We start from the raw sequence: 25798 nt of genomic DNA on the forward strand, positions 1-25798 counted from the left end.
AACCTCCCGGGTGGGTGCGCCTTGCATGGGCTCGTGCGGGGATCCTAGCACCCGGGGTTTGGCGGCGTCAGGGCCGGCTGCCGTTGGATCGCGTGCCGTTGTATTCGTCGTCGGTGATGTGCTCCAGCCAGGTGGTGGTCGTGGCGGGGTCGTCAGCGTTTTCCAGCATGGCGATGTGCTCCATGAAGCAGCCCGGCGCGGCGGCGTGCCAGTGCTCTTCGCCCGGCGGGGTGTAGAGCGTCTGTCCGGGGTGGACCTCGATGATCTTGCCGTCGCGGCCGCCGAACCTGGCCACGCCCTGGGTGACGCGGAGGTACTGTCCGCGGGCGTGGGAGTGCCAGGCGGTCCGGGCACCGGGGGCGAAGCGGACGGTCGCCACCACCATGCGCTGATCGCCCTCATGCGGCAGCGCGATGGGGTCCAGCCACACGTCGCCGGCGAACTGCTCGGGCGGGTTCTTGCTGGTGGGCTTCGCGGGTTCGATGTTCATGCATTCTCCTTGCTGGTGGTGGTCATTTCGGTCGCCGCCCAGCTGGCGAGCAGCCGGAGGCCGTCCTCCGACGGCGTGCCGGGATCGGCGCTGTAGGCGGTCAGGGTGAGTCCGGGCGCGTTGGGAAGCTCAAGCGCGTCGAACGCCAGGTGGAGGTCCCCGACGGCGGGGTGATGGAAGTCCTTGTAGCCCCCTCGGTGGAGGCGCACGTTGCGCTGCGCCCAGCGGGCGCGGAAGTCCTCCGAGCGGGTGGACAGCTCGCCGATCAGCTCGGTAAGGGATTTGTTGAACGGGTCCCGGCCCGCCTCGGTGTGGAGGATTGCGACGGCGGTGCTGGCCGCCTTCTCCCAGTCCGGGTACAGGATGTGCGAGCGGGGGTCCAGGAAATTGAACCGCGCCAGGTTCACATGGTTGGGGTTCCGGGCGTAGGCCTCGGAGTACAGCGCCCGGCCAAGGCTGTTGATCGCCAGGACGTCCAGCCGGCCGTTGCGCACGAACGCCGGCACGCCGGCCATCGAATCCAGCAGCCGCTGGATGCTGGGGGTGACCGATTCGCTGGCTTTGCGCCGGGGCCGCGCCGAGGGTGACGCCGCCCGGGCCAGGTTGTGGAGGTGCTCGCGTTCGGCCTCGTTCAGCTGCAGCGCCCTGGCGAGCGACTCGAGGACGCTTTCGGAGACCCCGCCAAGCGAGCCGCGCTCGAGTTTGGTGTAGTACTCCACCGAGACGCCGGCCAGCAGCGCGACTTCTTCGCGGCGCAGTCCGGGGACGCGGCGGGTGCCGCCGAAATCCGGCAGCCCGGCCTGGTCCGGGGTGAGCTTCGCCCGGCGGGTGGCGAGGAACTCACGGATCTCGTGGCGGTTATCCATGCTCACCACGCTACTTTCACATCCGGCGTCGAGGGAGTCTTTGTCAGTACCCGTATCGGCAGAGTCTCCCGCGCGGTGGTACAGGGGCGTTGACTTGTGCCCAACCCCACTGGAAGGAACATACCCATGACCGACGAGACAACCGGCTGGACCGGCGGCCAGCGCGCCTTCGGGGATTTCGCGCCCGGCCTGGTCCACTACACCGACCGTGTCCTCTTCGACGAGGTGTGGGAGCGCCCCGAGCTTTCCAAGCGCGACCGCAGCCTCATCACCGTGGCGGCACTCCTGGCCGGCGGCAACAGCGAGCAGCTGACGTTCCACCTCGACTTCGCCAGGAAGAACGGCCTCACAGAGCAGGAGCTCATCGAGGCGATCACCCACCTCGCCTTCTACGCAGGCTGGCCCAAGGCGATGTCCGCCATGGCCGTTGCGAAGAAGGTGTTTGCGGCGGAACCGGCGCAGGAGGTCTGAAGCACGACGGCGGGCCGAACCTCGGTCTCGCCCCCCACCATCCGTGGAGTTTTTGTCCAGATAATGGCCGCTCAGGGGGCTTTAGAGGCCATTATCTGGACAAAAACTCAGGACTTCGGCGGGCTCAAGCAAAACAGTGGTCCCCGCCGATACGCCGGCGGGGACCACGGTTTGAGGGGTTCGGGTGATCAGACGATGTTCCTCATCGCATTCCAGCCCCACCCGACCTTCTGCTTGGGCATTACGAATCCGTTGCCCCGGCCGGCGTAAAGCCAGAGGTTTCCGGCCTTGTCGCGGGCAATGATGTCGTTCTTTCGGTCTCCACTGAAGTCGCCGGGTCCCATGATCAGGGACATGCCGTTCCAGCCCCAGCCGATCTTCTGCTTGGGCATCACGAATCCGTTGCCCCTGCCGGCGTAGAGCCACAGGTTGCCGGCCTGGTCGCGGGCGATCAGATCCGCCTTGCCGTCGCTGGTGGTATCGCCGGCGCCGACGATCGTCAGGCCGTTCCAGCCGGAGCCGATCTTCTTCTTCGGGGCGTACTTGCCCCGGCCGTCACCGGTGTAGAGCCAGAGGGCTCCGGCCTTGTCGCGGGCCACCAGGTCGGGCTTGCGGTCACCGTTGAGGTCACCCGGGGCAACGATGCTGGTCATGATGTTCCAGCCCTGCCCCACCTGCGTTTTCGGTGCGAACCGGCCGGTGCCGGTGCCCGGGTAGAGCCACAGCTTCCCGGCCGCATCGCGGGCCACCAAGTCGGACTTGCCGTCGCTGTTGGTGTCGCCGGCACTGACCAGGCTGTTCATGCTGTTCCAGCCCGCGCCCGCCTGCTTCTTGGGTGCGAAGCCGCCCTTGCCGTTGCCCGGGTACAGCCACAGTTTGCCGGACGTGTCCGCAGCGATGACGTCCGCCTTGGAGTCGCCGTCGAAATCCCTGCCCGTGGTGTCCCTGGTAACGGGCACTTCGGTGGGCGGGTCAACAGGCGTCTCGGTGGGCGGGTCAACGGGTGTCTCGGTCGGCGGATCAACAGGTACCTCGGTCGGCGGATCAACCGGCGTCCCGCCACCCGTTCCCGCGGCCGCAGTCCAGCTGCCGATGCTGCTGGCGTTGCCCGCGGCGTCGACCGCCAGGGCCCGCAGGGTCTGCCCGGCGGAGAGCGGCACCGGAGCGGTGTACCGGGTGCTGTCCCTGGTCGGCTCGCCGCCGTCCAGGGTGAAGAAGATGGACGCTTCCTCGCTGGCCGTCAATGCCAGGGACGTGCCTGCCGGGACCTCGCTGCCCTCAACGTTGGCGCTGAGGGACGGTGCCGTCTTGTCCAGAGTGAACGTCTCCGTCACCACGGCCGAAGTGATACCGAAGGCCACGGCAATGAACTTCAGCGTCGTGGTGCCCTCGGTGCTGATGGGAATCGGTTCCGTGTACGGCATGCTGGCCGTCGTGGGGTCCGTCCCGTCGGTGGTGAAGAAGATCTGCGCCTCCGCCGGAGTGGCCTGCAGCGTGACGAGCTGGTCGGTGGTGAAGACGCCGCCCGCCGTGGTGGCCGTGGGCGTGGGCTCCGGCGCCGTGGCGCCGGTCATGCGCCCCTGCACCACGAACTGGTCCGTCTCGCCGATGACCTCCGGGTCCGCCAGCTCCCCGCCGTCGGCCGCCTTGATCTTCTCGACCTTGAAGACATTGGTGCCATACGGGCTGCCGGTGACAGCGTGCGGGGTGGAGCCGTCGCCGAGGTAGCCCTCAGGCGCCCCCTCGGTCCAGCGCAGGAACGGACCGATCCGCGCTTCCAGCAGCGCCGAGAAGTCGCCGGTGGCGTTGAGCGCCCCGAGGTCTTCGGTGTAGCTGATGTTTCCGTCGGCGTCAGCGGTCAGGTCCAGGACCCCGTAGGGGTGCGTGAACCGGTAGGTGGCACCCGCCTCGAAGACGGCGTCACCGCGGACCCGGATCCGGCCGAAGGCGACCTGGGCCTTGTCCTGGACGGCATCCGCCCCGAACGCCGCCTCGGAGCCCAGCGTCAGCCGGATGTCCTCGCCGCCCACGGTGATGGTCGCGTCGGACGCGAACCAGAAGGCCTCTCCCGGGAAGTTGTCCGGGAAGGACGCCGGCTGAGCGGGGTCGGGCAGCACATCGACCACCGGGCAGAGCGGGTCGTCCAGGCAAAGGTCCAGCTGGACCGGCTCCTGGCCTTCCCAGCCGTTGTCCTTCAGCCACAGCGGGAACCCGTGGTCACCTGCCGGGCCCACCTCAGAGAGGTTGCGGACCTTGAAAGGGAAGGAACGCACCTCCCCGGCGGTGCCGGTGGCCGGGTCGACGGCGACAGCCCGGAGGGTGGTGGACAGGCCGAGAAGCACCGGCTCCGTGTACTTCCGGGTGGAACCGGCCGGTTCCCCGTCCTCCGTCAGGCCCGGGGCTGATCCGTCGGTGGTGTAGTAGATGTCCGGCGCCACGGAGGGGTCGTTCGTGGTCCCCGTGAAGGTCACGGTCCGCGGCCCGGTAAGGGGGCCTGCTGCCGCGTCCGGGCTGGCCTCGAGCCAGGGCCGCGTGGCGTCGAGCTCGTACTCCTCGGTATAGACGGAGGTGGTCTTCGCGTTGTCCTCGAGGTCCACGGCCATGTACTTCAGGGTTGTCACGCCGGGTGTGGCCATCTCCACGGTTGCGGCCGCGAACATGTCGCCCGCCTCCGGGACGAACACCGTGCCGTTGACCGTGCCGTCTTCATTGAAGCCCGGATCGGTGCCGTCCGTGGTGTAGATGATCCTTGCCTTGTCGGGCAGGGACGCCTGGATCCTGACGTTCTGGCGGGAGTTGTACAGGCCTCCCGGCTTGTCCACCCCGGCCTTCAGTGTGGCGATCTTGCCCTGCACGGCGAACAAGTCTGTCTTGGCACTGACGGGCGTGCCGGTCCCGTCCGCCGGGCCCGACACCTCGAAGTAGTCCGTGTTGTGCGGGCTGCCCACCACCTTGTGCTGGACGTTCGGATCCCCGATGAAGCCTTCCGGTGCGGCGGGTGCCACGGCGGGGTCCCACCGCAGGAAGGGGCCGATGCGCCCCTTCGACGGCTCGTCCCAGCTGCACGGCTGCTGCATGCAGCCAATGTCCTCGGTGTAGCGGACCCGGCCCCGGTCATCGGCGGTCAGGACGTCAACCCCGTAGGGGTGGGTGAACGTGTAGCGCTGGCCGGGCACACCGTCGTCGAGCCGTATCCGCAGCCGGGCAAAGCCGTTCTGCTGCCCCTGGGCGACGTCCCCGAGCCCGGAGAAAGCCGCCTCCTGCGCCATGATCAGCCGCGCGTCGGCCCCGTCGGGCATGGTCAGCGATGTTTCGGCCGACCACCAGAAGGATTCCTCGGGAAAGTTTCCGGGGATGGTCAGCGGCTGCGATGGATCGTAATTGACGCCGATAACGGGGCAGCCCTGCACATCCAGGCACAATTCCAGCCGGACTGGCTCCAGGCCCTTTTCGGCGTCACCTCCATCCGCGTACCAGTACGGGTAGCCGTTGGCCGGATCGATCGGTCCCACTCCTGCGGATCCGGCGGGCAGGGCCGCGGGCATGATGCCTGCGACGGCGGACTGCGACAGCCCGGGCCCGTCTGCCGGCAGCGCTGCCACGGCTGGCGGTATAGCGGTCAGCCCCGACGCCAGCACCGCGCCCAGGGACAGGATCGCCACTGTCCGGCGGCGCCGCTCCAGCCGGACTTTCCACCGCGTCTTATGGTCTTGTCTCTCTGCACTCATGATGTCCCCCCTGTGGGCAAAAATGTCCTTTTCGGGGGCGGATGCTGAAAGTGTGTAGTTGTGCCCCCACCGGAAGCCTGCTGGTGGGAGGTTGGGATTTCCCTAGGATTTCGACGGCGGCACCCCCCAACCGGGGGCCCTCAACCGCTTCTTCACCCGGTAACCGGGTGTGGTGCCTGCGCGATGGGGAGCGCGCCAGGTTTCCCTCAGGCGTCCGTCCTGCGGCAAAGGCGTCCGTTCCTGCGCGGCGTCCCGGAGGGCCAGCGCCGCCTGGACCAGTGCGGCGTGGGTCATGGCCTGCGGGTAGTTGCCGAGCAGGATTCCCGTGGCCGGGTCGGCTTCCTCGCTGAACAGGCCCAGCGGGCCCGTGTATCCCAGCAGCGCCTCGAACAGCTCCGCGGCCTCGGCTGCCCTTCCTGTCAGGGCGAGTGCCTGGGCCAGCCAGAAGGAGCACGGCAGGAAAGCGCCCTCATCGCCCGGCAGTCCGTCCTGGCCCGGCGGATAGCGGTAGAGGAAGGGGTAGCCTGCGGACAGCTCAGCCCATACTGCATCCACCGTTCCCCGGAGGCGGGCGGAATCCCGTGCCTCGAACCCGGTCACCGGTAGGATCAGCAGGGCCGAGTCGAGGTCGCTTGACCCATAGGAGCGGGTGTAGGTGTTCCGGGCGGGATCGAATCCCCGCGTGGCGATGTCCGCGGAGAGGACGGACCTCGCCGCTTCCCAGCGCCGCCGGCGACGGCCGCTGATGCGGTGGGTTTCGGCGATGCGCAGCGCCCGGTCCAGGGCAAGCCAGCCCATGATCTTGGAGTGCACATGGTGCGCGGCATCGGCACGGATTTCCCAGATGCCCGCGTCCGGCTCCGGCCAGCGCCGCGCCACGAGATCCGTGAAGCCGCGCATCGCCCGCCACGTTTCCGAATTGAGTCGGTGCCCCTGCCGGACGAGGTTCCACGCGGCGTCGATGACCCAGCCGTACCCGTCAAGCTGGTGCTGGTGCGCAGCGCCGTTGCCCACCCGCACCGGGGCGCTGCCCGCGTAGCCCGGCCAGTTCTCCAGTGTGCGCTCGCGGGGAACGTGCCCTCCCGCCAGGGTGAGCAGGGCCGGCAGCCGGGGCCGCTGCAGCCTGCTGGCGTGCAGCAGCCAGTTCAGAAAGTTCAGCGCCTCGGCGTCCTTGCCCAGGCCAAGGAAAGCGGCGATCCCGATGCTCGCATCCCGCGGCCACGCAAACCTGTAGTCCCAGTTGCGGATGCCGCCCGGATCCTCCGGCAGGGACGTGGTCGGGGCCGCCACCGGAGCGCCCGACGGCGAGTACGTCAGCAGCTTCAGCGTCAGCAGGCTCCGCAGAACCGCCTCGCGGAACGGGACGTCCCGGCTGATGCCCGCCGTCCACTCCCGCCACCGGTCCTCGTCGGCTTCCACCAGGTCCCAGGCAGTCTCCGGGTCCGCCCAGATCAGCGGTTCGGTGTACGCCAGGGCGAGCACCATCACCACCGGACGGCCGGGCACGACGGTGATTGCCGTCGTCGTACCCGGAACCACCCGCAGCCCGCCGCTGACGCCGAGCGACATGGCCAGCGCACCCCATTCGCACACCAGGTGCCGGCCCTGCCGGACGCGGGGGCGGAGATGGCGCTCGCCGAAGCGCGGATCAAAGACGACGGCGGCCTCTGCCGGTGCGCCGTCGGCCTCCAGCCGCCGGACCAGGAGGGTGGTGGGCAGGAGCTGGCCCGACACCTCGGCCACCATCGCCTCGGTGAGTGTCAGCGTGCCGCCGTCGGTGGCCCAGACCGTCTGGAGCGTGGCGGTGTGCGGCCGGTACCGGCGCCCGAGCTGTGTGGCGGGCAGGGCCGGACCGGCCCGGAATGTGCCGGCTTCGGGGCCGCCGAGCAGGGCGCCGAAGACGGGATCGCCGTCGAAGGTGGGCGCGCAGAGCCAGTCGATGCCGCCGTCGGCCGAGACCAGGGCGGCAGTGCGGGTGTCGCCCAGCAGGCCGTAGTCTGCAAGGGCGGGGATCCTGGCTTCCATGCTTCACCGTCCCTCCGCGATCAGCCGGCCGTGAGGAGCAGCCCGAGCAGGGAGCCGTAGACCAGGTGGGCTGCCACGGCCACGGCCGGCGTCTGGATTCCGTAGTTCAGGCCGAGCAGGCCCGGCGGTTCGAGTGCCGCGCGGCTGGCAGGACCGGCCCGGGTGCTGGCCATGCGCGGATGGATGCCCGGCAGCAGGGGCAGGATGATGGTCAGCGCGACGGCCACGTGCAGGAGCCCGAGCAGTGCGCCGATCCACCACGTGGCCCTGCCCAGCAGCGCGAAGACCGCGGCGTAGCCGAGCGCGAAGACCTGCCCGGCCGCGAGGTGGATGAAGAACCCGGCGATCCGTGCCCTGTCCGGATCGGGCGTCACGAGGCTGCCCAGGACCAGCGGCAGGTCGAGCCGGGTCCAGCCGGCCATCTGGAAGGCAATCATCACCGCGGTCAGCGCCGTGGTGGCGAGCAGCCCGAACAGCGCCCACCCCTGCCAGTCCATCTCAACCTCCCGCGGATTCTAAAAGTAAGATACTTAATTTTAGAACGCATCAAATCCGCGGACAAGAGCCGGAAGCTGCCAGATGGGGGCCTGACAAAGAGCCGATTGATGTGGGGTTGCCACAAGTCAACGCGGGGTCACTTTCCGCCCAATCAGGGCCTCCGATTGGGCGCCAAGTGACCCCGCGTTGCTACTTCTTGGCGGCCTTGGGTTTGGGTTCTTTGGCGGCCTTGGGCGGCAGGCTGGCGACGTACGCGAACGCCTTCTCCGTCCACGCCCTGGCCCGGGCGGTGTCGCCGTCGCCTTCCTCATTCCACATCTCGGGCAGCCCGGTGTAGCCGCCCATCGGACGATCGGCGGGACCGAACGGAACGGTCCGCTCGGTGGACTCCAGCACTTCGCGGTCCTCGTCGGAGAGCTTGATCCCGATCGTCGGCCCGAACAGCCCGGCGAACATGTTGCCGTTGACGAACGCCCCCAGGTTCCCGAACATCGGCTTCACAACCACCTCGGGGCGGTCGGGCAGTACGGACCGGAAGTGCTCCTTGTCCGCTTCGGTTGCTTTGGGCATCTCCATGTTTCCCCTCCGTTAGGGCCTGCAGTCATGCCATTCCGCCCTTGAAGGCGTCGGCATAAGGGCGTTGACTGGAACCGCTGGTGTTGGTGATGTTACTCGCGTTCCCGCCTCAGAAGGAGGGATGACGTGGAAGCGGAGATACCCTGCGGAGCGGTCCGGCTCAGCGGCAGCCTGCACCTGCCCCCGCTGTGCGGAGCCGTCGTCGTCTTCGCCCACGGCAGCGGCAGCAGCCGCCACAGCCCCCGCAACCGGTACGTGGCCTCGGTGCTCCAGGACGCCGGCCTGGGCACACTGCTCCTTGACTTGCTCACGCCGGCCGAGGAAGCGGTCCGCGCCAACGTGTTCGACATCGCCCTGCTCGCCGGGCGCCTCGCGACGGCGAGCAGATGGCTGGGCACGGGGCCGGAGACGTCGGGGTGCCGGGTGGGCTATTTCGGGGCCAGCACCGGCGCCGGTGCCGCCCTGTGGGCTGCGGCCGACGCGGACGCGCAGGTGGCCGCCATAGTGTCCCGGGGAGGGCGTCCGGACCTGGCCGGTCCGAGGCTTGCCGCGGTGCGTGCCCCCACCCTGTTGATCGTGGGCGGGGCTGATTCCCAGGTCCTCGCCCTCAACCGCCAGGCCATGGACCTCATGCAGGCCCCAACCCGGCTGGAAGTCGTCCCGGGAGCCACACACCTCTTCGAAGAACCCGGAACCCTTGACCGGGCAGCCGCCCTGGCCGCCGAGTGGTTCACGCAGCACCTTCTGTCTCCCGGAGAACGGGGACCAGGGCCTGACCGGCAGTGAAGTCCACCTTTCCCTCCCGAAGCCCTGCTTTTTACTGCGGCGCAGTGCTATACCTGCCTCAAGGCAACTAATCTGCGCCCCGTCTGCAGGGCCGCGGTTCGGACAAACCGGGTCCGCCCGGAGGCTGGAGGACAGGTGCGCGCCAGGCCAGCCGGTGAGCGGACGGGCCGCCCGGCACTCGTTTCCCTTGCCTGCCTCGCAGCCCTCCTCACCTCCTGCCTCCTCGGCTCCTGCTCGGCGGGCGGCACGGTCACCGACGCAGTCTCCACCGCCGCCGAGGACAGCTCCTCCGCCATCGCCACCGCCCGGCTCGCCGTCGGCCTCGACTCCGGCGGCAAGCTCACCAGGGCTGCCACCTCCACCGCCCTCGACGACGCCCTCAAGGAGGTGCAGACCAGCCGCGACACCGTCCTGCGCCTCTCACCCACCTCAAACGAGGACCGGCAGATTCGGGAGGAAGCCCTGAAGGTCCTCGACAGTTCCGCCGCCGGCCTCACCACTGCGCGGGATGCTTTAGCGTCCGACGGCGGCGGGCCGTCACTGTCCGCGGGGGACCAGGCGCTCGCCTCGGCCGAGCAGGCCCTGGCCGCGTTGCGGGAGAAGGCGGGCGGGAAGTGAAGCGGATCCTCGGCGTCGCGCTCGGCATCCTCACCGCCATCGGCGGCTTCGTGGACATCGGCGACCTGGTGACCAACGCCGTCGTCGGATCCCGTTTCGGGATGTCCCTGGTCTGGGTGGTGCTGGTCGGCGTCGTGGGCATCTGCGTCTTCGCCAACATGTCCGGACGGGTGGCCGCTGCCTCGGGGCGGGCCACCTTCGAGGTGATCCGCGAACGGCTGGGGCCGCGGGCGGGACTCGCCAACCTGAGCGCGTCCTTCCTCATCAACCTCATGACCGTGACCGCGGAAATCGGCGGCATCGCCCTGGCCCTGCAGCTGGCCAGCAGCGTCCACTACCTGCTTTGGATTCCGCTGGCCGTGGTGGCTGTCTGGCTGGTGATCTGGCGGGTCAAGTTCTCCATCATGGAAAACGTGACCGGGCTCCTGGGCCTGACCCTGATCGTCTTCGCCGTTGCCCTGTTCCTGCTCAAGCCGGACTGGGGCAACCTCGCCAGCCAGGCCATCCCCGCCGTGCCAAACGAGGAAACCGCCGCCACCTACTGGTACTTCGCCATCGCCCTGTTCGGCGCCGCCATGACCCCCTACGAAGTGTTCTTCTTCTCCTCCGGCGCTGTGGAGGAGGGGTGGAAGATCAAGGACCTGATCCAGTCGAGGATCAACGTGCTGGTGGGGTTCCCCCTCGGCGGGCTGCTGTCCGTCGCGATCGCCGGGTGCGCCGCCGTCGTGCTCCTGCCCGCGGGAATCTCGGTGACGTCCCTGTCCCAGGTGATCCTCCCGGTGGCGGAGGGAGCCGGAAAGCTGGGGCTCGCCGTCGTACTTCTGGGCATCATGGCCGCGACCTTCGGGGCGGCCCTGGAGACGACCCTCTCCAGCGGCTACACGCTGGCGCAGTTCTTCGGCTGGTCCTGGGGCAAGTTCCGGGCACCCGCGCAGGCCGCCCGCTTCCACCTGTCCATGATCATCTGCCTGCTGGTGGGCGTCGCGGTGCTGGCCACCGGCGTGGACCCCGTGCTGGTCACCGAATACTCCGTGGTGTTCTCCGCCGTGGCGCTGCCGCTGACGTACCTGCCCATCCTGATCGTGGCCAACGACCCGCAATACATGGGCAAGCACGTCAACGGCCGCGGCGTGAACGTGGTGGCCATGGTCTACCTGGTGGTCATCCTCGCGGCGTCGCTGGCCGCCATACCCCTGATGATCGCGACGGGAGCCGGCTCATGAAAGAGACCCGACATCTGGTCCCGGTTCCGCCGGTTGCCGGACAGACCCTGGACGCGCAGCTGCACCTGCTGGACCGGCAGGTGCTGGACAGCGACGGCGTCCCCGTCACCACCCTGGACGACATCGAGCTCGGCGCCCCGGGCGGCGGGGACGCTGCCGCCCGGTCCGAAGTTTCAGGCCCCGCCGGGATTCCCGAGGGAGCTGTGATACCCAGGGGAACAGCGGCGCCCGTTATCACCGCCCTGCTGACCGGGCCGGTGCTGGGGACGCGCATCTTCGGCGGCAGGCCGCCGTCGTCCCGGCTTATCCGGATCCCGTGGAAGGACGTGGCCGACGTCGGCGTGGTGGTCCGGCTCGGTGTCAGTGGGCAGGGCCTGGACGCCGACTGGGTGGAGCACTGGATCCGCGACAAAATCATCGCCCGGATCCCGGGGGCAGGGGGCCGCCGTGATCCTCGGTGATCTTTTGGGCAGTGTGGTGCAGAACGACGACGGCGAGAGGCTGGGGCGGGTGGCCGACGCCCGGTTTGTGGTGGACGGCGCCCCGAACGGGCTGCTGGCCGACGCCCGGCTGCTGGGGCTGGTGGTCAGCCCGCACAGCTGGTCGTCATTCCTGGGGTACGAGCGGAACAGCATCACGCAGCCGTGGCCGCTGCCCCAGCTGCTGCGGTGGCGCCACCGCGGATCCTTCTTCGTGCTGTGGGAGGACATCGCCGTGCTCGGCGAGCGGTCCGTCCGGCTGCGGCCCGGGTACACGGCCTACAGTCCGGCGCTGGACGGAAACGGGCAGGAGTAGGTTTCTGATCCCGTCCCGCAACGCCTTGGCCCGAATGGTTGTGCCTGCAAGCTTGGCGTTGCGGCTGGTGGATGTCCTGTAGAGTGGGTCACGTTGTTGTGTTTGCATTTGGTAGTTCAGGCAGTACGCGCGGTCGAAAGTCCGCGTTCTTCTGAAGTAGCGGTTTTGAACACCCCACACCGGAGGACCCGAAAGTCGGGATCCATCCTCCACCTTCACGAAGGACAAAAATAATGGCTACTGGCACCGTCAAATGGTTCAACGCTGAAAAGGGCTTCGGCTTCATCTCCCCGGACGACTCCTCGCAGGACGTTTTCGCGCACTACTCCGCGATCAACTCCTCCGGCTTCCGCTCCCTCGAAGAGAACCAGAAGGTTTCCTTCGACGTCGAGCAGGGCCCGAAGGGTCCCCAGGCCACCAACATCCAGGGCCTCTAATTTCCTAGAGCATCTGGACCGTTAGGTTCCAAGCAGGGTCCGCCAACTTTGGCGGGCCCTGTTTTCGTTGATCGTTTCCTGCGAAATCCAGGCGCACCCCCGCTCTGGAACAATGGCCATCATGCAATCCACCAACGTCGTGCCTGGCTTCGACCTGCGCGTCAGCATCCAGGGCACCGACCCGGAGATCTGGCGGAGACTTCAGCTTCCGGCGGCCCTGACCGTTCCCCAATTCCATCTCGCCGTCCAGGCTGCCTTCGGATGGGAGGACCGCCACCTCTATGGCATCCGGTACATGGACCGAAAAGGAAGGCCGGCGGTTCTCGCCGGGCCGGACTTCGAAACGGAAGAATCTGAGGCAGCAGCGGTTTCCGGCGTCGTACTTTCCGACCTTCTGGACGCGAAGCGGCCGGGAAGGTCCCGCATCGAGTACGAGTACGACTTCGGTGATTGCTGGACGCATGAGGTGGAGCTTCTGGGTGCCGTCGACCTTGCTGCGGGAGAGCTGACCTGCGTGGACGGAGCCAGCCGGGGTCCGGTGGAAGACTCCGGCGGCGCGGCCGGCTACACGCGGCTCGTGCAGATTTTGGCGGACAGGAACCATCCCGAGTACCAGGAGGCGCGCAGCTGGGTCTTTCAGCTGACCGGCGACATTGGCCCGCAGTTCGACGCGTCAGTCTTTGACCCTCACGGCGTAAACCGCAAGCTGCGGAACCTCAGCCTCCAATGGTGGCCCCAGCCGCTTAGCGACGGGGAACGCGACGCCGTGCTGCTACCGGTCCGGTGGCTGCTCGAGCAGGCGTCGCCCGACGGCGTGGAACTGACCAAGGACGGCTACCTGAAGCCAGCGATGGTGCTGCGGGCCGTGGAGGAGCTCGGCTGGAGCGGACTGGTCGTGGGCAAGGCGAACCGGGAGGCGAACGCGATACCAGTCATGGAACTCCGCGAGCACGTTGTTAAATGGCGGCTCCTCAGGAAGTTCAAGGGCCGGCTGGTGCTGACACCTGCCGGCAGGCGAGCCCTGGAGCGGCCGGCCGACCTCTGGGATCTTGTCATCGACAAGATCGGCAGGCCGGAACATGACGCCGTCTACCTCGTCACCCGCCTCTACGCGTTCTGGCACCTGAGCGGCATCGCCCCGCCGTGGAACCGGAAAGTGGAAGCGATCCGTGCTGCCTTGGAAGCAGCCGGTTTTGTTACTCGGTCGGGGCACCCGATACCCGATTCGTGGGCATCGGACATCAACCAAACCGTCAGGCGCGCCCTGGATTGTCTCCATCTCATGGAACCGGAAGGGAGCTTCCGGCGGCGAGGGCTGCTGACCGACGGCGGCGTCAAGTTCTTCCTGCAAGTCAGCCAAGTGTTGAATGGTCGGCCCACGACCGCTGAATGAGCCTGGCCCGCTGTAGGAGCTGTCAGAGCTGGCCGCGGGCCGCGAGGAAGGCCGTCAGGGCGGGGTTGTCGATCTCTTTCGCCAGCCAGGGGACTGCCTGGGCTGCGGCCTCGTCGCCAAGCACGGCGCGGTGGGACTGCGCCCGCACCACGAACTCGCGCATGCCGCTCCGGCTCGCAAGCGCCCCGAGCCGGTCCACCACCTGTCCGGCCTGCCCAGATTGTGCGGCGATGGCCACCTCCGCGGCAACATCCAGCAGCCGGGCCGAATACCAGAGGTACCAGGGCCTGGGCTCCATCCCTCGGTCCACCCAGTGCTGCGCCGCCGCAAGGTCGCCGTGCGCCAGGAACAGCCGCGCTTCAGCCCCCGCCGCGAGGGCCATGTAGCAATGGTCGCCTGCAAGATCGGCCATCACCCATGACCTGTCGATCATCTCCGCAGCAGACTCGAGGTCGCCCGCCGCCAGATACGTTTCGCCGCGCACACCTGCCACGAAGGGTTCGAACGCGGTCCAGTGCTCGGCGAGAATCCACTGCAGCGCGTGATCCAGGGTCTCGGCCGCCAGGTCCAGCTCGCCTCGCAGCAGCCACACCCGGCCAAGGAGCGCGCTGCTGAATGCCAGCTGCCGCCGGTTCCGCGCCTCCCGGGCCAGCCTGACGGATGCGTTTAGCGCCTCGACCGCGTCAAGGTAGCGCGCGGTGTCCGACGCCAGCATGCCCTGGATCGCCAGCACCCTGGCCTGCTCTTCGGGGAATCCGGTGGCGGCCGCCCCGGCGCGTTCCAGCCAGCCTGCCGCCCGGTCCGGAACGCCCCGCTGGACCGACAAGTACCCCAGCTCGCGGTACGCGGCAGCGGAAGTGGGGGAGCCGGCGTCGTACTTTCCCGACGGCGGCCCGGCCGGGACCGACGACGGGGCGGCCGGGACCGACCCGGCCGGCGTTTCAGCCGACAGCGCCCGGTGCAGGAAATCCGCGACCTCCGCGCCGCGGCCGCCGGCCTGGTGGATCATGGCCCCGGCCAGTGTCACCAGCGACTCGGCGAGGAGGTGCCGGTCCGGCGTGCGCTGGGCCAGGACGACGGCGAGCCGCAGCTGGTCCAGCCCCCGGTCCACGGCGCCGGCCGACAGCGAGGCGCCGCCGGCATCGAGGTAGGACCGCACCGTCGCCGCCGTCGCTGGAATCCCCGGATCGGTCTCCGGTTCCGCGCCCGACAATGCCCTCCGGATTTCCGGCGGCAGCGGCAGGCCCAGTTCGTCGCGGTAGAGGTCGGCGCACCTGGCCACGTGCTCGCGGGCGTGCCGGTGCTCGCCGGTCGCCACCAGGGCCTTGACCAGCACGGCGTTGCAGTCCGTGTGGAACGGGTCCCGCTGCAGCGCCCGCGAGGCCAGGTCCGCTGCCTCCCGTGGATCGCCCGAGGCCAGTGCGGACACCGAGGACTCGTAGAGCAGGGACTGCGCACAGTTCTCGAGACGGTAGCGCTGCTCCGCCAGCCAGGAATCGAAAACCGGGCAATCGACGAAGGACAGCCCCTCCAGCAGCTGGCCGTTCAGGCTGCGCGGATCCGGGCGGGGGAGCGCCCCGGCGCCCACCAGCTCGGCGGCGTCGCACCGCCACGGCGGCTGCAGCGCCAACCGCAGCGGATCGCCGTCGAACGTCACGCCGGCGAGCGTCCGCCGCAGCTCGGAGAGGTTCCATCTCAGGGCGCCGAGGGGATCCGCCGCGTCGGGGAACAGCAGCGTTGCCAGCCGCGACCGCCCGGTGCCGTCCGGCTGCAGCGCAAGGTAGGCGAGCACCGCCCAGGCCTTGCGGCCCCGGGGCTGCGGGGGAGGAGTTCCGGTGGACTCGATCGCCGGCGGACCGAGGAGCCGAATGGTGGTTTCGGCCATACGCGTCATTCTAGCCCCGGCCATCCGCGGCGTCAGCGGTGTTCACACGCCTGCTCACACGGCACCCTCGCACACTGAAATCACCCCATCCGCACATCACCACCGAGGCGCAAACACCATGGCTCTGCTCGTTATCCTGCTTCTTACCGGACTCTGGATTGTCACCACCACCGTCCGGTCCGTCCTCAGCGACGGCCGGGGACACAGCCCCAGCGTCCGCTCCCATGAATCGTGGGAAGCGGGGGACCTGCCCAGCGTGCCGTACTCCAGCGCACGACTCTGGTAGGTCGGCGGGGACCGGAAGCACGACGGCGGGAGGCCGGCTGAGCTGCCGGCCTCCCGTCAGCCGCGGCTACTGGAACACCCGGGGCTGAAACCCCCCCGGCTACTTAGGGCATTTAAGGTCCGGGTTGTAGGCCGCGAACATGCCGTCAGGATTGTCCCGCCACACCCAGGCGTGCAGGGCGAAAGTGCCGGGGAACGGCCCGTTCTCGAATTTCATGCCCGCAATCGACGGCCGCTTCTTTGCCGTGGAGAGGAACTCGACCGCGACCAGCCTGTAGTGTCCATGCCTGTTGGGCATGTACACGAGCACTTCCGGCTTGCGTGCATCGGTCTTGGCGTCGATCAGCGAGTTCTTGGCGTAATGGAATCCCATCGCCCCGACTCCCTTCTTGTCGACGCATCCGGTCACCTTCTTGTAGCCGTCCTCCATCGCTTCATGCAGCGAACGGTATTCCTCGGTGACATCCCGCAGCGTGTCGACAAGTCTGCGCTGCTGGGAGGTCAGTTTGGAGTCATGGTCGTCGTCGTCCTGTACGGCTGTGCCGGCGGCGGCGCCGGGCACAGGCCCTGCGGCCAAGACAGCAGCCGCGACCATGGAGATCAATCCTGATTTGGTGCGAGACAACATTTTCTTCCAACCCTCTGAGACCGCTTTTCCCATTCGGTAAGGGTGCGAAGCAGTGAGCCGGCCCGGCCCGCCTTCGCCAGGATGCCGGCAGCCCCGATGGGCCAGCCGGTGCATTACCCGCCCGTGCGCACGGCACGCCACAGATGGTGCGGGGGTTAAATTATGCTCCTCGCGCCGGGTTTCGGACAGGACTAATCGCCGAGGGGCGTCAGGTGCAGGCCCATCGCCTCGCGCACCTCGTCGAGGATGTGGTGCATGGCCGTCTCCGCCGCCGTGGCGTCCCCGCCCGCCACCGCCGCAGCCACTTTCTCGTGGGCCTCGAGGGCTTCCTGCCTCGGCTTGAACGGCATGAGTCCCTGATGGGTCCGGCTGGCGAGCACCTCCGCCACCATCCCTTCGAGGGCCCAGAACATCTCGTTGCCGCAGCTCTTGAGCAGCAGCCGGTGGTAGGCGATGTCGGCTTCGAGGAACGCCTCCAGCTCACCGGCTTCGCCCAGCCTGCGCAGGTCCGCGGCCAGCGACACCAGCTGGCTGCGCTCGGCAGCGCTGGCCCGGCGGGCGGCACCGGCAGCGGCAATGGGTTCGACGGCGATGCGCAGCTCCGTGAGGCTGGCGTACTGCTGGGCGCGGCGGTCGGACGCGAGACGCCAGCGCACCAGTTTGGGGTCATAGACGTTCCACAGCTCCGGGCTCTGCACCACAATCCCCACCCGCCGGCGTGAGTAGACCAGGTTCATCGACTCGAGGACCTTCATGGTGTCCCGCGCAACGGTCCGCGATACGCCGTACTCCTGCTGTAGGCCTTCCAGCGTCAGCCGGGTTCCCGGCGCCAGCGCGCCTGACGCGATGGCCACGCCCACGGCGTCAAGGACGCGTTCGTGCATCGCGGGTGACAACCCGCCGTCGTACGCGTTGCCCGCGTGGTCTTCTGTCGCCGTCGACATGATCCTGCCTTCCTTCAGCGCCTAGCGCCCCTCCAGCGTACCGGACGCAGAAGACAAAGGTATGACCTGTGACACCAAAAGATAGTATCTTTTAGGTGAATTGGTGATACCTTATTCCCAGCGCAGCGCGAGTCGGGCTGCAGATTGAGCTTCTTCCACAAGCCAAAGACGTCTTCTTCGGAGGTAAACATGCAGTATCCAGCCACGCATCTGGTGGTCATGGGCGTTGCCGGTTCGGGCAAGTCCACGATCGCTGCGGCCCTGTCCAGGCATCTGGGCTGGGCCTGCGCGGAGGCCGACGAGTTCCATCCGCAGGCCAACATCGACAAGATGAGCCAGGGCATTCCGCTCCAGGACGAGGACCGCTGGCCCTGGCTGCAGGAAATCCAGAACTGGATGACCGCGCAGGCGCGAGCCGGCCACAGCACCGTGCTGACCTGCTCCGCGCTCAAGCAGAGCTACCGCAAGCTGCTGGCCGAAGCCGAAGGCCGGGTGGTTTTCCTCCACCTGCACGGCGAGTCCGAGCTGCTGAGCCAGCGGATGCAGGGGCGCGAGGGCCACTTCATGCCGCCCACGCTCCTGCCCAGCCAGCTGGCCACGCTTGAGGCCCTGACCGCGGAGGAACTCGGCGCCGGCAGCCTCCGGCTGGACATCACCCGCACGCCGGAGGACCTCATCACGGAGATCCTGACGGCGCTGCAGTTCCCGGCGTAGCCGGGCCAACGCTCTTTCCCCAACCCCCCCAAGAAATCTGTTTCAAAGGAGAACCATGACCATCGAAGGATGGACTCAAACACTGGGCGCAGGACCGCTGCTGCTCATTGCGGCGGCGGCGATCGGCGTCCTGCTGTTCCTGATCATCAGGCTGCGCATGCACGCGCTGCTTGCCCTGATCCTGGTCAGCCTCGGCACCGCCTTCGCCACCGGAATTCCCGCCAACCAGGTGGTTCCGGTGCTCATCAACGGCTTCGGGACGACCCTCGGAACCGTGGCGCTGCTCGTCGGCCTGGGCGCCATGCTCGGCCGCATCGTGGAAACCAGCGGCGGCGCCAAGGTGCTGGCCGACTACCTGATCGGCATCTTCGGTGAAAAGCGCGCCCCCTTCGCGCTGGGCCTCGCCTCGCTCATCTTCGGCTTCCCCATCTTCTTCGACGCCGGCCTCGTGGTGATGCTTCCCGTCGTCTTTGCCGTCGCCCACAGGCTGGGCGGGGGAGTGCTGCGCTACGGACTCCCGGCTGCCGGCGCGTTCTCCGTGATGCACATCTTCCTGCCGCCGCACCCGGGCCCGGTCTCGGCGTCTGCGTTCTTTGAAGCGAACGTCGGCCTGGTGACCATCGCCGGCCTCCTCACCGCCATCCCCACCTGGTACGTCACCGCGTACCTGTACGGCCTCTGGACCGGCAAGAAGCTGGTGCTTCCGGTGCCGGAACTCCTGGGCCACGCCTCGGCGGAGGCCGAATCGCACCCGCCGCGCTTCCGCACCGTCATCGGCCTGCTGCTCCTGCCGCTGGCCCTGATCTTCATCAACACCGGCCTGAACACCTTCGCGGCCTCCGGTGTGCTGCCGGAGGGCGTCAAGGACGAGCAGTGGTTCCAGGTGCTCCGCACGCTGGGCGAAACCCCCGTGGCCCTGCTGATCTCCGTCCTCGTGGCGATGTTCGTCCTGGGCGCCCGCCGCGGCGTCCACAACGGCGCCCTCGAGAAGCTGCTCGAATCCTCGCTGGGCCCGGTCTGCTCGGTCATCCTCATCACCGGCGCCGGCGGCATGTTCGGCGGCGTGCTGCGCACCTCCGGCATCGGCGACGCCCTGGCCGACGTGCTGGGCAACATGGGCATCCCGCTCATCCTCGCCGGCTTCCTGATCTCCGCGATCCTGCGCATCGCCCAGGGTTCGGCGACCGTGGCGCTCACCACCACCGCCGGCCTTATCGCCCCCGCCGTCGCATCCGCCGGGCTGAACGGCATGCAGGTCGCCGCGATGGTCATCGCTGTGGCTGCCGGCTCCGTGGTGGTCTCGCACGTGAACGACTCCGGCTTCTGGCTGGTGGGCCGCTTCTTCGGCATGGACGTCAAGACCACGCTGAAGACCTGGACCATCATGGAAACCTTCATCGGCGTCATGGGTTTCGCCATCGCCGCGGTGATCTTCCTGGTGGCCGGGCTGGCGGGTTAGCATCCTTTCCGTCCAACCAACGACGGCGGGAGGCCGGCATATCTGCCGGCCTCCCGCCGTCGTTGTGCTATGACTGGAACCCCCGAGCAGAAGGCGGACCACTTTGATCAATCTCCAGCAGGATCCCGAAGGCTTTATCCGGATGCCCCGGCACTTCCCGGGCAGCATCGTCGTGTCCATCACCTTTGCCGACGGCTCGGTGGAGCAGGTCCCCGGCTGGCGGCTCAACCAGGCCTACGACGAAGCCCTCGCCGAGTACAGCGCCCAGAACCATCTGGACGCCAAAGGGTTCTCGCGCCACCCCAAAGGCCGGACCAACCCGGGAAACAAGGTCGACTTCGTGCGCGTCCGGCCGGGTATGTCCGGCTGAGCGCAACCCCCGTTCCCAATGCAACGCGGGGTCAGATACCGCCGCATTCCGGCGTCGGATTGGGCGGTATCTGACCCCGCGTTGCTGTTTGAGTCCTGAAGCGCCTATTCGGCGAGGGCCTTGATGACCTCCTTCGCCACGTCCTCGCTGGACTGCGGGTTCTGGCCGCTGATCAGGTTGCCCTCGCGCACCACGTGGCTGGCCCAGTCCGGACCGGTCTCCACGTTGGCGTCCTTTCCCCGCAGAGCCGTCTCCACGAACCACGGCGTGTTTTCCCCGGTGCCGCCGCCCAGCTCCTCGGAGTTGGTGAAGACGGTGAGCTTCCGGCCCGCGAAGGCGAACGCGCCGTCGTCAGCCGTTGCACTGAGCAGGCCCGCCGGGCCGTGGCAGAACGGGGCGATGATCTTGCCGGCGGCGTCGGCCTCCACGAGGATCCGTCCCAGGTCCTGGTCCTGGAAGAGGTCCGCCATGGGGCCGTGCCCGCCCGGCAGCACGACGGCGTCGTACCCTGACATGTCGACGTCGGCCAGCACCAGTGGCGCGAACAGGTCGACGTCGATCATGTCCAGGTAGGTGCGGAAGTCCTCCGCCCGCTCCTCGCTGCCGACGGTGTCCGGCTGGAGGCTGAGCTTGTCCACGGTGGGTTTTACGCCGCCGGGAGTGGCGAAGTCCACGTTGTGTCCGGCCTGCTGCAGGGTCCGGTGTGCCACCACCAGCTCCTCGGCCCAGAATCCGGTGGGGTGCTGGCTGCCATCCTTCATGGTCAGCGAATCGGCCGCCGAGACGACCATCAGAATATTAGCCATTGTCCTTGCTCCTCGTATGTGGATTTCCTGGTTCAGGGCTCAGCCGGCCCAGTTCCTCAGCCGCAGCGGCGGTTCCTCGCCACCGGCCTTCTGGACCAGCACCTGGTTGACACCGGTCAGCCCGTTTTCGAAGCCGAGTGCGCTGGCCGCCATGTAGAGGCGCCAGATGCGGGCGCGCCCCTCGGAGGTCAGCCGGACTGCCTCATCCCACTGGTCCTCGAGGTTCTTCACCCAGGCCCGCAGCGTCAGCGCGTAGTGCCGGCGGAGGGCCTCGACGTCGAGCACTTCGAAGCCGCCGTCCTCCAGCGCGGTGACCATCGTGCCCAAGCTGAGCATCTCGCCGTCGGGGAAGACGTAGCGGGGAATGAACGAATCAGGGTCATCCTCGGTGGGGCCGGCGTTCCAGGAGATGGCGTGGTTGAGCAGGCGCCCGCCGGGCCGCAGCAGGCCATGGAGCTGCGAGACGTAGCGGCCCAGCTGTTCACGGCCGACGTGCTCGGACATGCCGATGGAGCTGATCGCGTCGAAGGGTCCGTCGGCGATGTCGCGGTAGTCCTGGACGCGGATGTCCACACGCTCGGTGAGCCCGGCCTCGGCCACGCGCTTGCGGGCCAGTTCCGCCTGTTCGGTGGACAGCGTGACGCCGACGACGTTCACTCCGTAGCGCTGGGCAGCATGCAGCGCGAAGCTTCCCCAGCCGCAGCCGACGTCGAGCACGCGCTGGCCTGGCTGCAGCCCGAGTTTCCGGCAGATCAGGTCGAGCTTTGCCTCCTGCGCGGCGTCCAGGCCCGTGCCTTCATCGGCCCAGACCGCACATGAGTAGACCAGCGACGGGCCGAGGACCAGCCGGTAAAAGTCGTTGCCGACGTCGTAATGGTGCGAGATGGCGGCGGCGTCCCGTTTCCTGGAGTGCCGCCTTCCGTGCTTCTCCACCTTCGCTTCCTCCGGCGGGGGAGCAGGGTTGGGGCCCAGGGCGCCGAGCCGGACCCCGGACTTCAGCAGGGTCCAGAGTTCCCGCGCCGTCAGCGGAGTGAAGGGGCCGGATTCGGCGAACTTGCCGGCGGAGCTGAGCGCCGCGAAGACGGCGAAGATGTCGCCATGCGCCTTGATCTCGCCGGCGACATACGCCCGGCTCAGGCCCAGCTGTCCCGGCGACCACAGGATCCGCCGCAGTGCCCGGCGCGAAGTGAATTCGATTAGCGGTGCATTGGCGGGACCCGCTTCCGAACCGTCCCAGGCCCGCAGCCGGACCGGTATCGGGTACGTTTCTTGCTCGTTGCCTGGCTTCGCGGTGTTTGGTTCCGCAGTGCCTGCTTCCGCAGTGCCGAGAACGATTGCCAATGCCTTGGCCAGTTTTGGTGCCGCTCCGGTCGTCTTTGCCATCTTTGTCCCTCTCGTCCGCTGCCCCAGCCCGCCGGGATGCGCCATTGCTTCCCGTGGCAATAAGGTACACAAGCCTGCGTGTACCGGACAGGGAGACAACTCTGTCTTGCTGGGGCGGGGGCTGTAGGCTCCATTCCGCCTCGCGAATTCGCCGGAGGCCCACCCGGCTCGCCGAAAGTTTCCGGCGTCGACGACGCGTTCCCGCGAACTCGAGGAGTCTGGACCGGATTTCGGAGCGGTGGGATCCTGAACCCGAAACGTCGACCGGGGGGGAGAAAGGCTGTAGCAGACCATGGACGAAACCGCGGACACGCGCCAACGGCTCTCCGACCGCATCGACCAGAAGCAGCACGCCATCCGCATGTATCTGGGACGCGAGCGGCCACGACGGAACAGGCTCTCCAACATCAGCATCGTGGGCAGTGCTCTTGCCGCCATGCTCACCGCCGGTCCCGCTGTTGGCGGGACGGGTTTCACGGAGGCTATTCAAGGCATCTTCCGGCTAGAGGAGGACTCCGTGGTGTGGCGGTTCCTGTGCCTCGCGGCGGTGATTTTCTCCGTCGCCGCGGCGCTGGCCACGAACTTCGCGAACTCCCGGGCCCTGGGCGAGAAGGTCAGCGCGGCAGAGAGCGCCAATGCCCAGCTCGAAGGCCTGCAGCTGTCCCTGAACTTCGGCAACCTCGCTGTGGCCGACGCACTCAAGCTCTACCAGCAGGCCGTGGCACCGGTGGCGTTTGTTGACGAGGTGCCTTCGCGCTGAGCTGCTTTTGGCAGCGAATGACCGTCCATCAGGCCATACTTACTTGAGAATTAGCTCTTGCTGATAGTGATCTATCTTTATGAGGAGTTTCTCATAAATTGAACGACTAAACCGCGTAGGCGGCAAATGCATGTTTTACGTCTTTAATCAATGGCAACTAACTCTTTTCATGTCGTCGACGGCGTCATAATCTAAACGTCTCATGACCGCGACAATGACGCGGCAACTGCGATGAATATGTGCACCGTGGTGCGCTACCTGCCTTATGTACATTCGGCCAACGATGACCGCCAATGTCGGAGAAACCAATGAAGCTTACTACCGCCTGTCCATTTATGCTGCCTATTCTGCTCGCAGGGGGGCTCTTTGCTGTATTGCCTGTAGCGACGGCAGCCCCGCCGATTAAGGAAGATCCGCCCGCAGACTTTCCTGAGAATTTTGTTATTCCTGCGGGCCAAGCGTGCCCGGCTTTGATGTGTTGCTGCAGGCAACCGGCTCAAATGCCAACGTCAGGACCTTCTTGGATAAAGCCGGTAATCCCATTCGCATCTTTAGCGGAGGTCGAGGCTACACGTTGACCTACACCAGGCTGAATTCGGACCAAGAGCCTGTTCGATCGGTCACAATTCGGCCCACCGGGTCTGTTCGGAATACGGTCCTGAACGCGGATGGGTCCCAAACCGTTACTGAAACAGGAACAGCAGGGCTCATATTGTTTCCAACGGATACCCCCGAAGGCCCCTCCACAACGCAGTACAGCGGACGCATCGTGTACCGGGTTGTAGATCCGGGACCAAACAACGTCACTACGCTGCTGAGTACCACTGGGACGAAGCGCGATATCTGCGCTGAACTCGGAGGATGAGCGACTGAACAACGCGGTGGGGTTTGCTTCGTTTGCGAGTAAGCCCTACCGCTTGGCGCGCAGTTGGGATGCGCTGAGGCACTCCGTCACCGCCGCTCTCCACTCGGTTCACCCCGCCGTCGTCCGCCCGTAACCCGGCCGGACAACGATGGCCCCATGTCTGCTCTCTCCCGCCGCAATGTCCTCAAAGGTGCCATCGCCGCTGCCGGTGCTGCCGCCGTCGCGCCCTCTCTGGTTGTCCCCGCCCACGCGGCCCGGCCGTCCGCCGTGCCCCTGGTCCGCAACCGTTTGACCCTTCCCTCCGGCATCTCCACCGGAGACGTCACCACTAACTCGGGCGTTCTGTGGTCCCGCGCGTCGGGAGCCGGCCGGCTCGTGGCCAACCTGCTGGCCGTTGACGAGGACGGGATCCCGCTCCGTGGCAGCCGTGCGTTTAGCCGCGTGCTGCGCGGCACCCCCGCCAGCGCCGCCACTGACTTCACGTCCAAGATCCATGCACGCGACCTGCCGTCGGGCACCCGCTTCGCGCTCACGATGCACTTCGAAGACCCGGACGGCAACGCCGGGGAGCCTGCCAACGGTTCCTTCAGCACCGCCCCCGGCTTGAAGGCCAGCAGCCCGTGGTCCCGCAGCAACGGCGGAAAGAAAGGCCAGAGCTTCGTCTGGACGGGCGACACCGCGGGCCAGGGCTGGGGCATCAACGAGGATATCGGCGGGATGCGCGGATATGCCGCCATGCTCGCCACCAAGCCGGACTTCTTCATCCACTCCGGTGACACCATCTACGCCGACGGCCCCATTGCAGCACAGGTCACCGAGCCCGACGGACAGATCTGGCGCAACCTCGTCACCGAGGAGGTCTCCAAGGTGGCCGAAACCCTCGAGGAATACCGCGGCCGGCACCGCTACAACCTCATGGACCGGAACATCCGCGCCCTCTACGCCGAAGTCCCGGTCATCGCCCAGTGGGACGACCACGAAACCACCAACAACTGGTACCCGGGCGAAATCCTCACCGACGCCCGCTACACCGAGCGCCGCGTCGACGTCCTGGCCGCCCGCGGCCGCCAGGCCTGGCAGGAATACCAGCCCATCGCCCAGCTCAGCGACGGCGGCACCGGCTTCGAGCCGGCCCGCATCTACCGCAAGATCACCCGCGGGCCGCAGCTGGATGTGTTCTGCCTGGACATGCGCACGTTCAAGGACCCGAACACGGACGGCAAGGAAAAGAACCTCACCCGCATCCTGGGCCAGGAGCAGGCCGACTGGCTGATCCGCGAGGTCAGCAAGTCCAAGGCCACCTGGAAGGTGATCGCTGCGGACCTCCCGCTCGGCATCATCGTCCCTGACGGCCCCGCGGCACAGGAGTCCCTCTCCAACCGCGACGCCGGAGCCCCAATGGGCAAGGAACTCGAGATAGCGCGGGTCCTGTCCGCGTTCAAGCGCAACCGGGTTAAAAACGTGGTCTGGCTCACCGCTGACGTCCACTACTGCGCGGCCCACCACTACTCGCCCGAGCGCGCAGCCTTCCAGGACTTCGACCCCTTCTGGGAGTTCGTGGGCGGCCCGATCAACGCCGGAAGCTTCGGCCCGAACCAGATGGACGGCACCTTCGGCCCCGAGGTGGTCTTCTCCCGGGCCGGCGCCTACGCCGGCGAGTCACCGCGCAGCGGCGAAAGCCAGTACTTCGGCCACGTGGACCTAGGCGAGGACGAGATCTTCTCCGTCACCCTCCGGAACGCCAACGGAACGGTGATCTTCCGGAAGGACCTGAACCCGGAGCGCTGAGCCGG

General features: G+C 67.5%; 25 protein-coding genes. 14 read left to right on the forward strand and 11 right to left on the reverse strand.

Going from position 1 to position 25798, the window contains the following annotated elements; translation table 11 throughout:
* Positions 1 to 67 precede the first annotated feature (67 nt).
* The gene (locus ACFUTU_RS01750) at positions 68 to 490 is read right to left on the reverse strand and encodes a cupin domain-containing protein (RefSeq protein ID WP_377960059.1); all 423 of its coding nucleotides are present in this window, start codon (positions 488 to 490) and stop codon (positions 68 to 70) included.
* The gene (locus ACFUTU_RS01755; protein WP_377960060.1) at positions 487 to 1356 is read right to left on the reverse strand and encodes a helix-turn-helix transcriptional regulator; all 870 of its coding nucleotides are present in this window, start codon (positions 1354 to 1356) and stop codon (positions 487 to 489) included. The genes ACFUTU_RS01750 and ACFUTU_RS01755 overlap by 4 nt, the downstream gene beginning before the upstream one ends.
* Positions 1357 to 1482: 126 nt before the next feature.
* Between ACFUTU_RS01755 and ACFUTU_RS01760 the strand changes: the two genes are divergently transcribed.
* Positions 1483 to 1827 (forward strand): carboxymuconolactone decarboxylase family protein, encoded by a 345-nt coding sequence (locus ACFUTU_RS01760; RefSeq protein WP_377960061.1) that lies wholly within the window; start codon positions 1483 to 1485, stop codon positions 1825 to 1827.
* Between the two features lie 188 nt (positions 1828 to 2015).
* On the opposite strand, the gene ACFUTU_RS01765 is transcribed toward ACFUTU_RS01760, so the two are convergent.
* From ACFUTU_RS01765 to ACFUTU_RS01780, 4 genes are all read right to left on the reverse strand, one after another.
* Positions 2016 to 5555 carry a chitobiase/beta-hexosaminidase C-terminal domain-containing protein gene (locus ACFUTU_RS01765; RefSeq protein WP_377960062.1) on the reverse strand — a complete coding sequence of 1180 codons (3540 nt, stop codon included), beginning with the start codon at positions 5553 to 5555 and terminating at the stop codon, positions 2016 to 2018.
* A gap of 102 nt (positions 5556 to 5657) precedes the next feature.
* On the reverse strand, positions 5658 to 7580 hold the full coding sequence (locus tag ACFUTU_RS01770; RefSeq protein WP_377960063.1) for a glycoside hydrolase family 15 protein: 1923 nt from the start codon (positions 7578 to 7580) through the stop codon (positions 5658 to 5660).
* 20 nt (positions 7581 to 7600) lie between these two features.
* Positions 7601 to 8077 carry a hypothetical protein gene (locus ACFUTU_RS01775; RefSeq protein WP_377960064.1) on the reverse strand — a complete coding sequence of 159 codons (477 nt, stop codon included), beginning with the start codon at positions 8075 to 8077 and terminating at the stop codon, positions 7601 to 7603.
* A 190-nt stretch (positions 8078 to 8267) separates the two neighbouring features.
* A complete protein-coding gene (locus ACFUTU_RS01780) occupies positions 8268 to 8654 on the reverse strand; it encodes a TfoX/Sxy family protein (RefSeq protein ID WP_377960065.1) in 387 nt (128 codons plus the stop codon).
* Between the two features lie 126 nt (positions 8655 to 8780).
* On the opposite strand from ACFUTU_RS01780, the gene ACFUTU_RS01785 reads away from it, so the two are divergent.
* From ACFUTU_RS01785 to ACFUTU_RS01815, 7 genes are all read left to right on the forward strand, one after another.
* Positions 8781 to 9440 (forward strand): dienelactone hydrolase family protein, encoded by a 660-nt coding sequence (locus ACFUTU_RS01785; RefSeq protein WP_377960066.1) that lies wholly within the window; start codon positions 8781 to 8783, stop codon positions 9438 to 9440.
* A 135-nt stretch (positions 9441 to 9575) separates the two neighbouring features.
* Complete coding sequence (locus ACFUTU_RS01790; protein ID WP_377960067.1) at positions 9576 to 10058, forward strand: hypothetical protein; 483 nt, start codon at positions 9576 to 9578, stop codon at positions 10056 to 10058.
* Entirely contained in the window at positions 10055 to 11281 is a 1227-nt protein-coding gene (locus ACFUTU_RS01795) for an Nramp family divalent metal transporter (protein WP_377960068.1), read from the forward strand. The genes ACFUTU_RS01790 and ACFUTU_RS01795 overlap by 4 nt, the downstream gene beginning before the upstream one ends.
* A complete protein-coding gene (locus ACFUTU_RS01800; RefSeq protein ID WP_377960069.1) occupies positions 11278 to 11742 on the forward strand; it encodes a hypothetical protein in 465 nt (154 codons plus the stop codon). The genes ACFUTU_RS01795 and ACFUTU_RS01800 overlap by 4 nt, the downstream gene beginning before the upstream one ends.
* Positions 11729 to 12076 carry a PRC-barrel domain-containing protein gene (locus tag ACFUTU_RS01805; RefSeq protein WP_377960070.1) on the forward strand — a complete coding sequence of 116 codons (348 nt, stop codon included), beginning with the start codon at positions 11729 to 11731 and terminating at the stop codon, positions 12074 to 12076. The genes ACFUTU_RS01800 and ACFUTU_RS01805 overlap by 14 nt, the downstream gene beginning before the upstream one ends.
* Positions 12077 to 12309: 233 nt before the next feature.
* Positions 12310 to 12513: a cold-shock protein gene (locus ACFUTU_RS01810; protein ID WP_208747914.1), complete on the forward strand. Its 204-nt coding sequence runs from the start codon at positions 12310 to 12312 to the stop codon at positions 12511 to 12513.
* Between the two features lie 121 nt (positions 12514 to 12634).
* Positions 12635 to 13906, forward strand: coding sequence for a plasmid pRiA4b ORF-3 family protein (locus ACFUTU_RS01815; protein WP_377960071.1), 1272 nt, complete (start codon positions 12635 to 12637; stop codon positions 13904 to 13906).
* A 22-nt stretch (positions 13907 to 13928) separates the two neighbouring features.
* Here ACFUTU_RS01815 and ACFUTU_RS01820 read toward each other — a convergent pair whose 3' ends face one another.
* On the reverse strand, positions 13929 to 15791 hold the full coding sequence (locus tag ACFUTU_RS01820) for a tetratricopeptide repeat protein (RefSeq protein ID WP_377960072.1): 1863 nt from the start codon (positions 15789 to 15791) through the stop codon (positions 13929 to 13931).
* Positions 15792 to 15909: 118 nt separating this feature from the next.
* Here ACFUTU_RS01820 and ACFUTU_RS01825 point away from each other — a divergent pair, with 118 nt between their 5' ends.
* Complete coding sequence (locus ACFUTU_RS01825; RefSeq protein ID WP_377960073.1) at positions 15910 to 16077, forward strand: hypothetical protein; 168 nt, start codon at positions 15910 to 15912, stop codon at positions 16075 to 16077.
* Positions 16078 to 16176: 99 nt separating this feature from the next.
* On the opposite strand, the gene ACFUTU_RS01830 is transcribed toward ACFUTU_RS01825, so the two are convergent.
* Together ACFUTU_RS01830 and ACFUTU_RS01835 are read right to left on the reverse strand one after the other, a co-directional pair.
* Positions 16177 to 16671, reverse strand: a complete 495-nt coding sequence (locus ACFUTU_RS01830; RefSeq protein WP_377960074.1) for a hypothetical protein — start codon at positions 16669 to 16671, stop codon at positions 16177 to 16179.
* 224 nt (positions 16672 to 16895) lie between these two features.
* On the reverse strand, positions 16896 to 17648 hold the full coding sequence (locus ACFUTU_RS01835; protein WP_377960075.1) for a FadR/GntR family transcriptional regulator: 753 nt from the start codon (positions 17646 to 17648) through the stop codon (positions 16896 to 16898).
* A 189-nt stretch (positions 17649 to 17837) separates the two neighbouring features.
* Between ACFUTU_RS01835 and ACFUTU_RS01840 the strand changes: the two genes are divergently transcribed.
* From ACFUTU_RS01840 to ACFUTU_RS01850, 3 genes are all read left to right on the forward strand, one after another.
* Positions 17838 to 18362, forward strand: a complete 525-nt coding sequence (locus ACFUTU_RS01840) for a gluconokinase (RefSeq protein WP_377960076.1) — start codon at positions 17838 to 17840, stop codon at positions 18360 to 18362.
* A gap of 55 nt (positions 18363 to 18417) precedes the next feature.
* Positions 18418 to 19821, forward strand: a complete 1404-nt coding sequence (locus tag ACFUTU_RS01845; protein ID WP_377960077.1) for a GntP family permease — start codon at positions 18418 to 18420, stop codon at positions 19819 to 19821.
* A gap of 103 nt (positions 19822 to 19924) precedes the next feature.
* Complete coding sequence (locus tag ACFUTU_RS01850) at positions 19925 to 20191, forward strand: hypothetical protein (protein ID WP_377960078.1); 267 nt, start codon at positions 19925 to 19927, stop codon at positions 20189 to 20191.
* A gap of 104 nt (positions 20192 to 20295) precedes the next feature.
* On the opposite strand, the gene ACFUTU_RS01855 is transcribed toward ACFUTU_RS01850, so the two are convergent.
* Together ACFUTU_RS01855 and ACFUTU_RS01860 are read right to left on the reverse strand one after the other, a co-directional pair.
* Positions 20296 to 20997 (reverse strand): type 1 glutamine amidotransferase domain-containing protein, encoded by a 702-nt coding sequence (locus ACFUTU_RS01855; RefSeq protein ID WP_377960079.1) that lies wholly within the window; start codon positions 20995 to 20997, stop codon positions 20296 to 20298.
* A gap of 39 nt (positions 20998 to 21036) precedes the next feature.
* Positions 21037 to 22380: a class I SAM-dependent methyltransferase gene (locus ACFUTU_RS01860; RefSeq protein ID WP_377960080.1), complete on the reverse strand. Its 1344-nt coding sequence runs from the start codon at positions 22378 to 22380 to the stop codon at positions 21037 to 21039.
* Between the two features lie 292 nt (positions 22381 to 22672).
* Here ACFUTU_RS01860 and ACFUTU_RS01865 point away from each other — a divergent pair, with 292 nt between their 5' ends.
* Together ACFUTU_RS01865 and ACFUTU_RS01870 are read left to right on the forward strand one after the other, a co-directional pair.
* Positions 22673 to 23140 carry a hypothetical protein gene (locus tag ACFUTU_RS01865; protein WP_377960081.1) on the forward strand — a complete coding sequence of 156 codons (468 nt, stop codon included), beginning with the start codon at positions 22673 to 22675 and terminating at the stop codon, positions 23138 to 23140.
* Positions 23141 to 24161: 1021 nt separating this feature from the next.
* Entirely contained in the window at positions 24162 to 25793 is a 1632-nt protein-coding gene (locus ACFUTU_RS01870) for an alkaline phosphatase D family protein (protein ID WP_377960082.1), read from the forward strand.
* Positions 25794 to 25798: the final 5 nt, after the last annotated feature.

It is taken from the genome of Arthrobacter sp. NPDC057388 (genome assembly GCF_042668165.1).
In the GTDB taxonomy this organism is placed as follows: domain Bacteria; phylum Actinomycetota; class Actinomycetes; order Actinomycetales; family Micrococcaceae; genus Arthrobacter.

Coding starts and splice junctions, on each gene's coding strand:
- ACFUTU_RS01815 (WP_377960071.1), top strand. CDS start 12,635: ATGCAATCCACCAACGTCGTGCCTGGCTTCGACCTGCGCGTCAGCATC.
- ACFUTU_RS01755 (WP_377960060.1), bottom strand. CDS start 1,356: ATGGATAACCGCCACGAGATCCGTGAGTTCCTCGCCACCCGCCGGGCG.
- ACFUTU_RS01780 (WP_377960065.1), bottom strand. CDS start 8,654: ATGGAGATGCCCAAAGCAACCGAAGCGGACAAGGAGCACTTCCGGTCC.
- ACFUTU_RS01855 (WP_377960079.1), bottom strand. CDS start 20,997: ATGGCTAATATTCTGATGGTCGTCTCGGCGGCCGATTCGCTGACCATG.
- ACFUTU_RS01765 (WP_377960062.1), bottom strand. CDS start 5,555: ATGAGTGCAGAGAGACAAGACCATAAGACGCGGTGGAAAGTCCGGCTG.
- ACFUTU_RS01840 (WP_377960076.1), top strand. CDS start 17,838: ATGCAGTATCCAGCCACGCATCTGGTGGTCATGGGCGTTGCCGGTTCG.
- ACFUTU_RS01860 (WP_377960080.1), bottom strand. CDS start 22,380: ATGGCAAAGACGACCGGAGCGGCACCAAAACTGGCCAAGGCATTGGCA.
- ACFUTU_RS01770 (WP_377960063.1), bottom strand. CDS start 7,580: ATGGAAGCCAGGATCCCCGCCCTTGCAGACTACGGCCTGCTGGGCGAC.
- ACFUTU_RS01750 (WP_377960059.1), bottom strand. CDS start 490: ATGAACATCGAACCCGCGAAGCCCACCAGCAAGAACCCGCCCGAGCAG.
- ACFUTU_RS01825 (WP_377960073.1), top strand. CDS start 15,910: ATGGCTCTGCTCGTTATCCTGCTTCTTACCGGACTCTGGATTGTCACC.
- ACFUTU_RS01835 (WP_377960075.1), bottom strand. CDS start 17,648: ATGTCGACGGCGACAGAAGACCACGCGGGCAACGCGTACGACGGCGGG.
- ACFUTU_RS01830 (WP_377960074.1), bottom strand. CDS start 16,671: ATGGTCGCGGCTGCTGTCTTGGCCGCAGGGCCTGTGCCCGGCGCCGCC.
- ACFUTU_RS01820 (WP_377960072.1), bottom strand. CDS start 15,791: ATGGCCGAAACCACCATTCGGCTCCTCGGTCCGCCGGCGATCGAGTCC.
- ACFUTU_RS01810 (WP_208747914.1), top strand. CDS start 12,310: ATGGCTACTGGCACCGTCAAATGGTTCAACGCTGAAAAGGGCTTCGGC.
- ACFUTU_RS01775 (WP_377960064.1), bottom strand. CDS start 8,077: ATGGACTGGCAGGGGTGGGCGCTGTTCGGGCTGCTCGCCACCACGGCG.
- ACFUTU_RS01760 (WP_377960061.1), top strand. CDS start 1,483: ATGACCGACGAGACAACCGGCTGGACCGGCGGCCAGCGCGCCTTCGGG.
- ACFUTU_RS01845 (WP_377960077.1), top strand. CDS start 18,418: ATGACCATCGAAGGATGGACTCAAACACTGGGCGCAGGACCGCTGCTG.
- ACFUTU_RS01800 (WP_377960069.1), top strand. CDS start 11,278: ATGAAAGAGACCCGACATCTGGTCCCGGTTCCGCCGGTTGCCGGACAG.
- ACFUTU_RS01865 (WP_377960081.1), top strand. CDS start 22,673: ATGGACGAAACCGCGGACACGCGCCAACGGCTCTCCGACCGCATCGAC.
- ACFUTU_RS01870 (WP_377960082.1), top strand. CDS start 24,162: ATGTCTGCTCTCTCCCGCCGCAATGTCCTCAAAGGTGCCATCGCCGCT.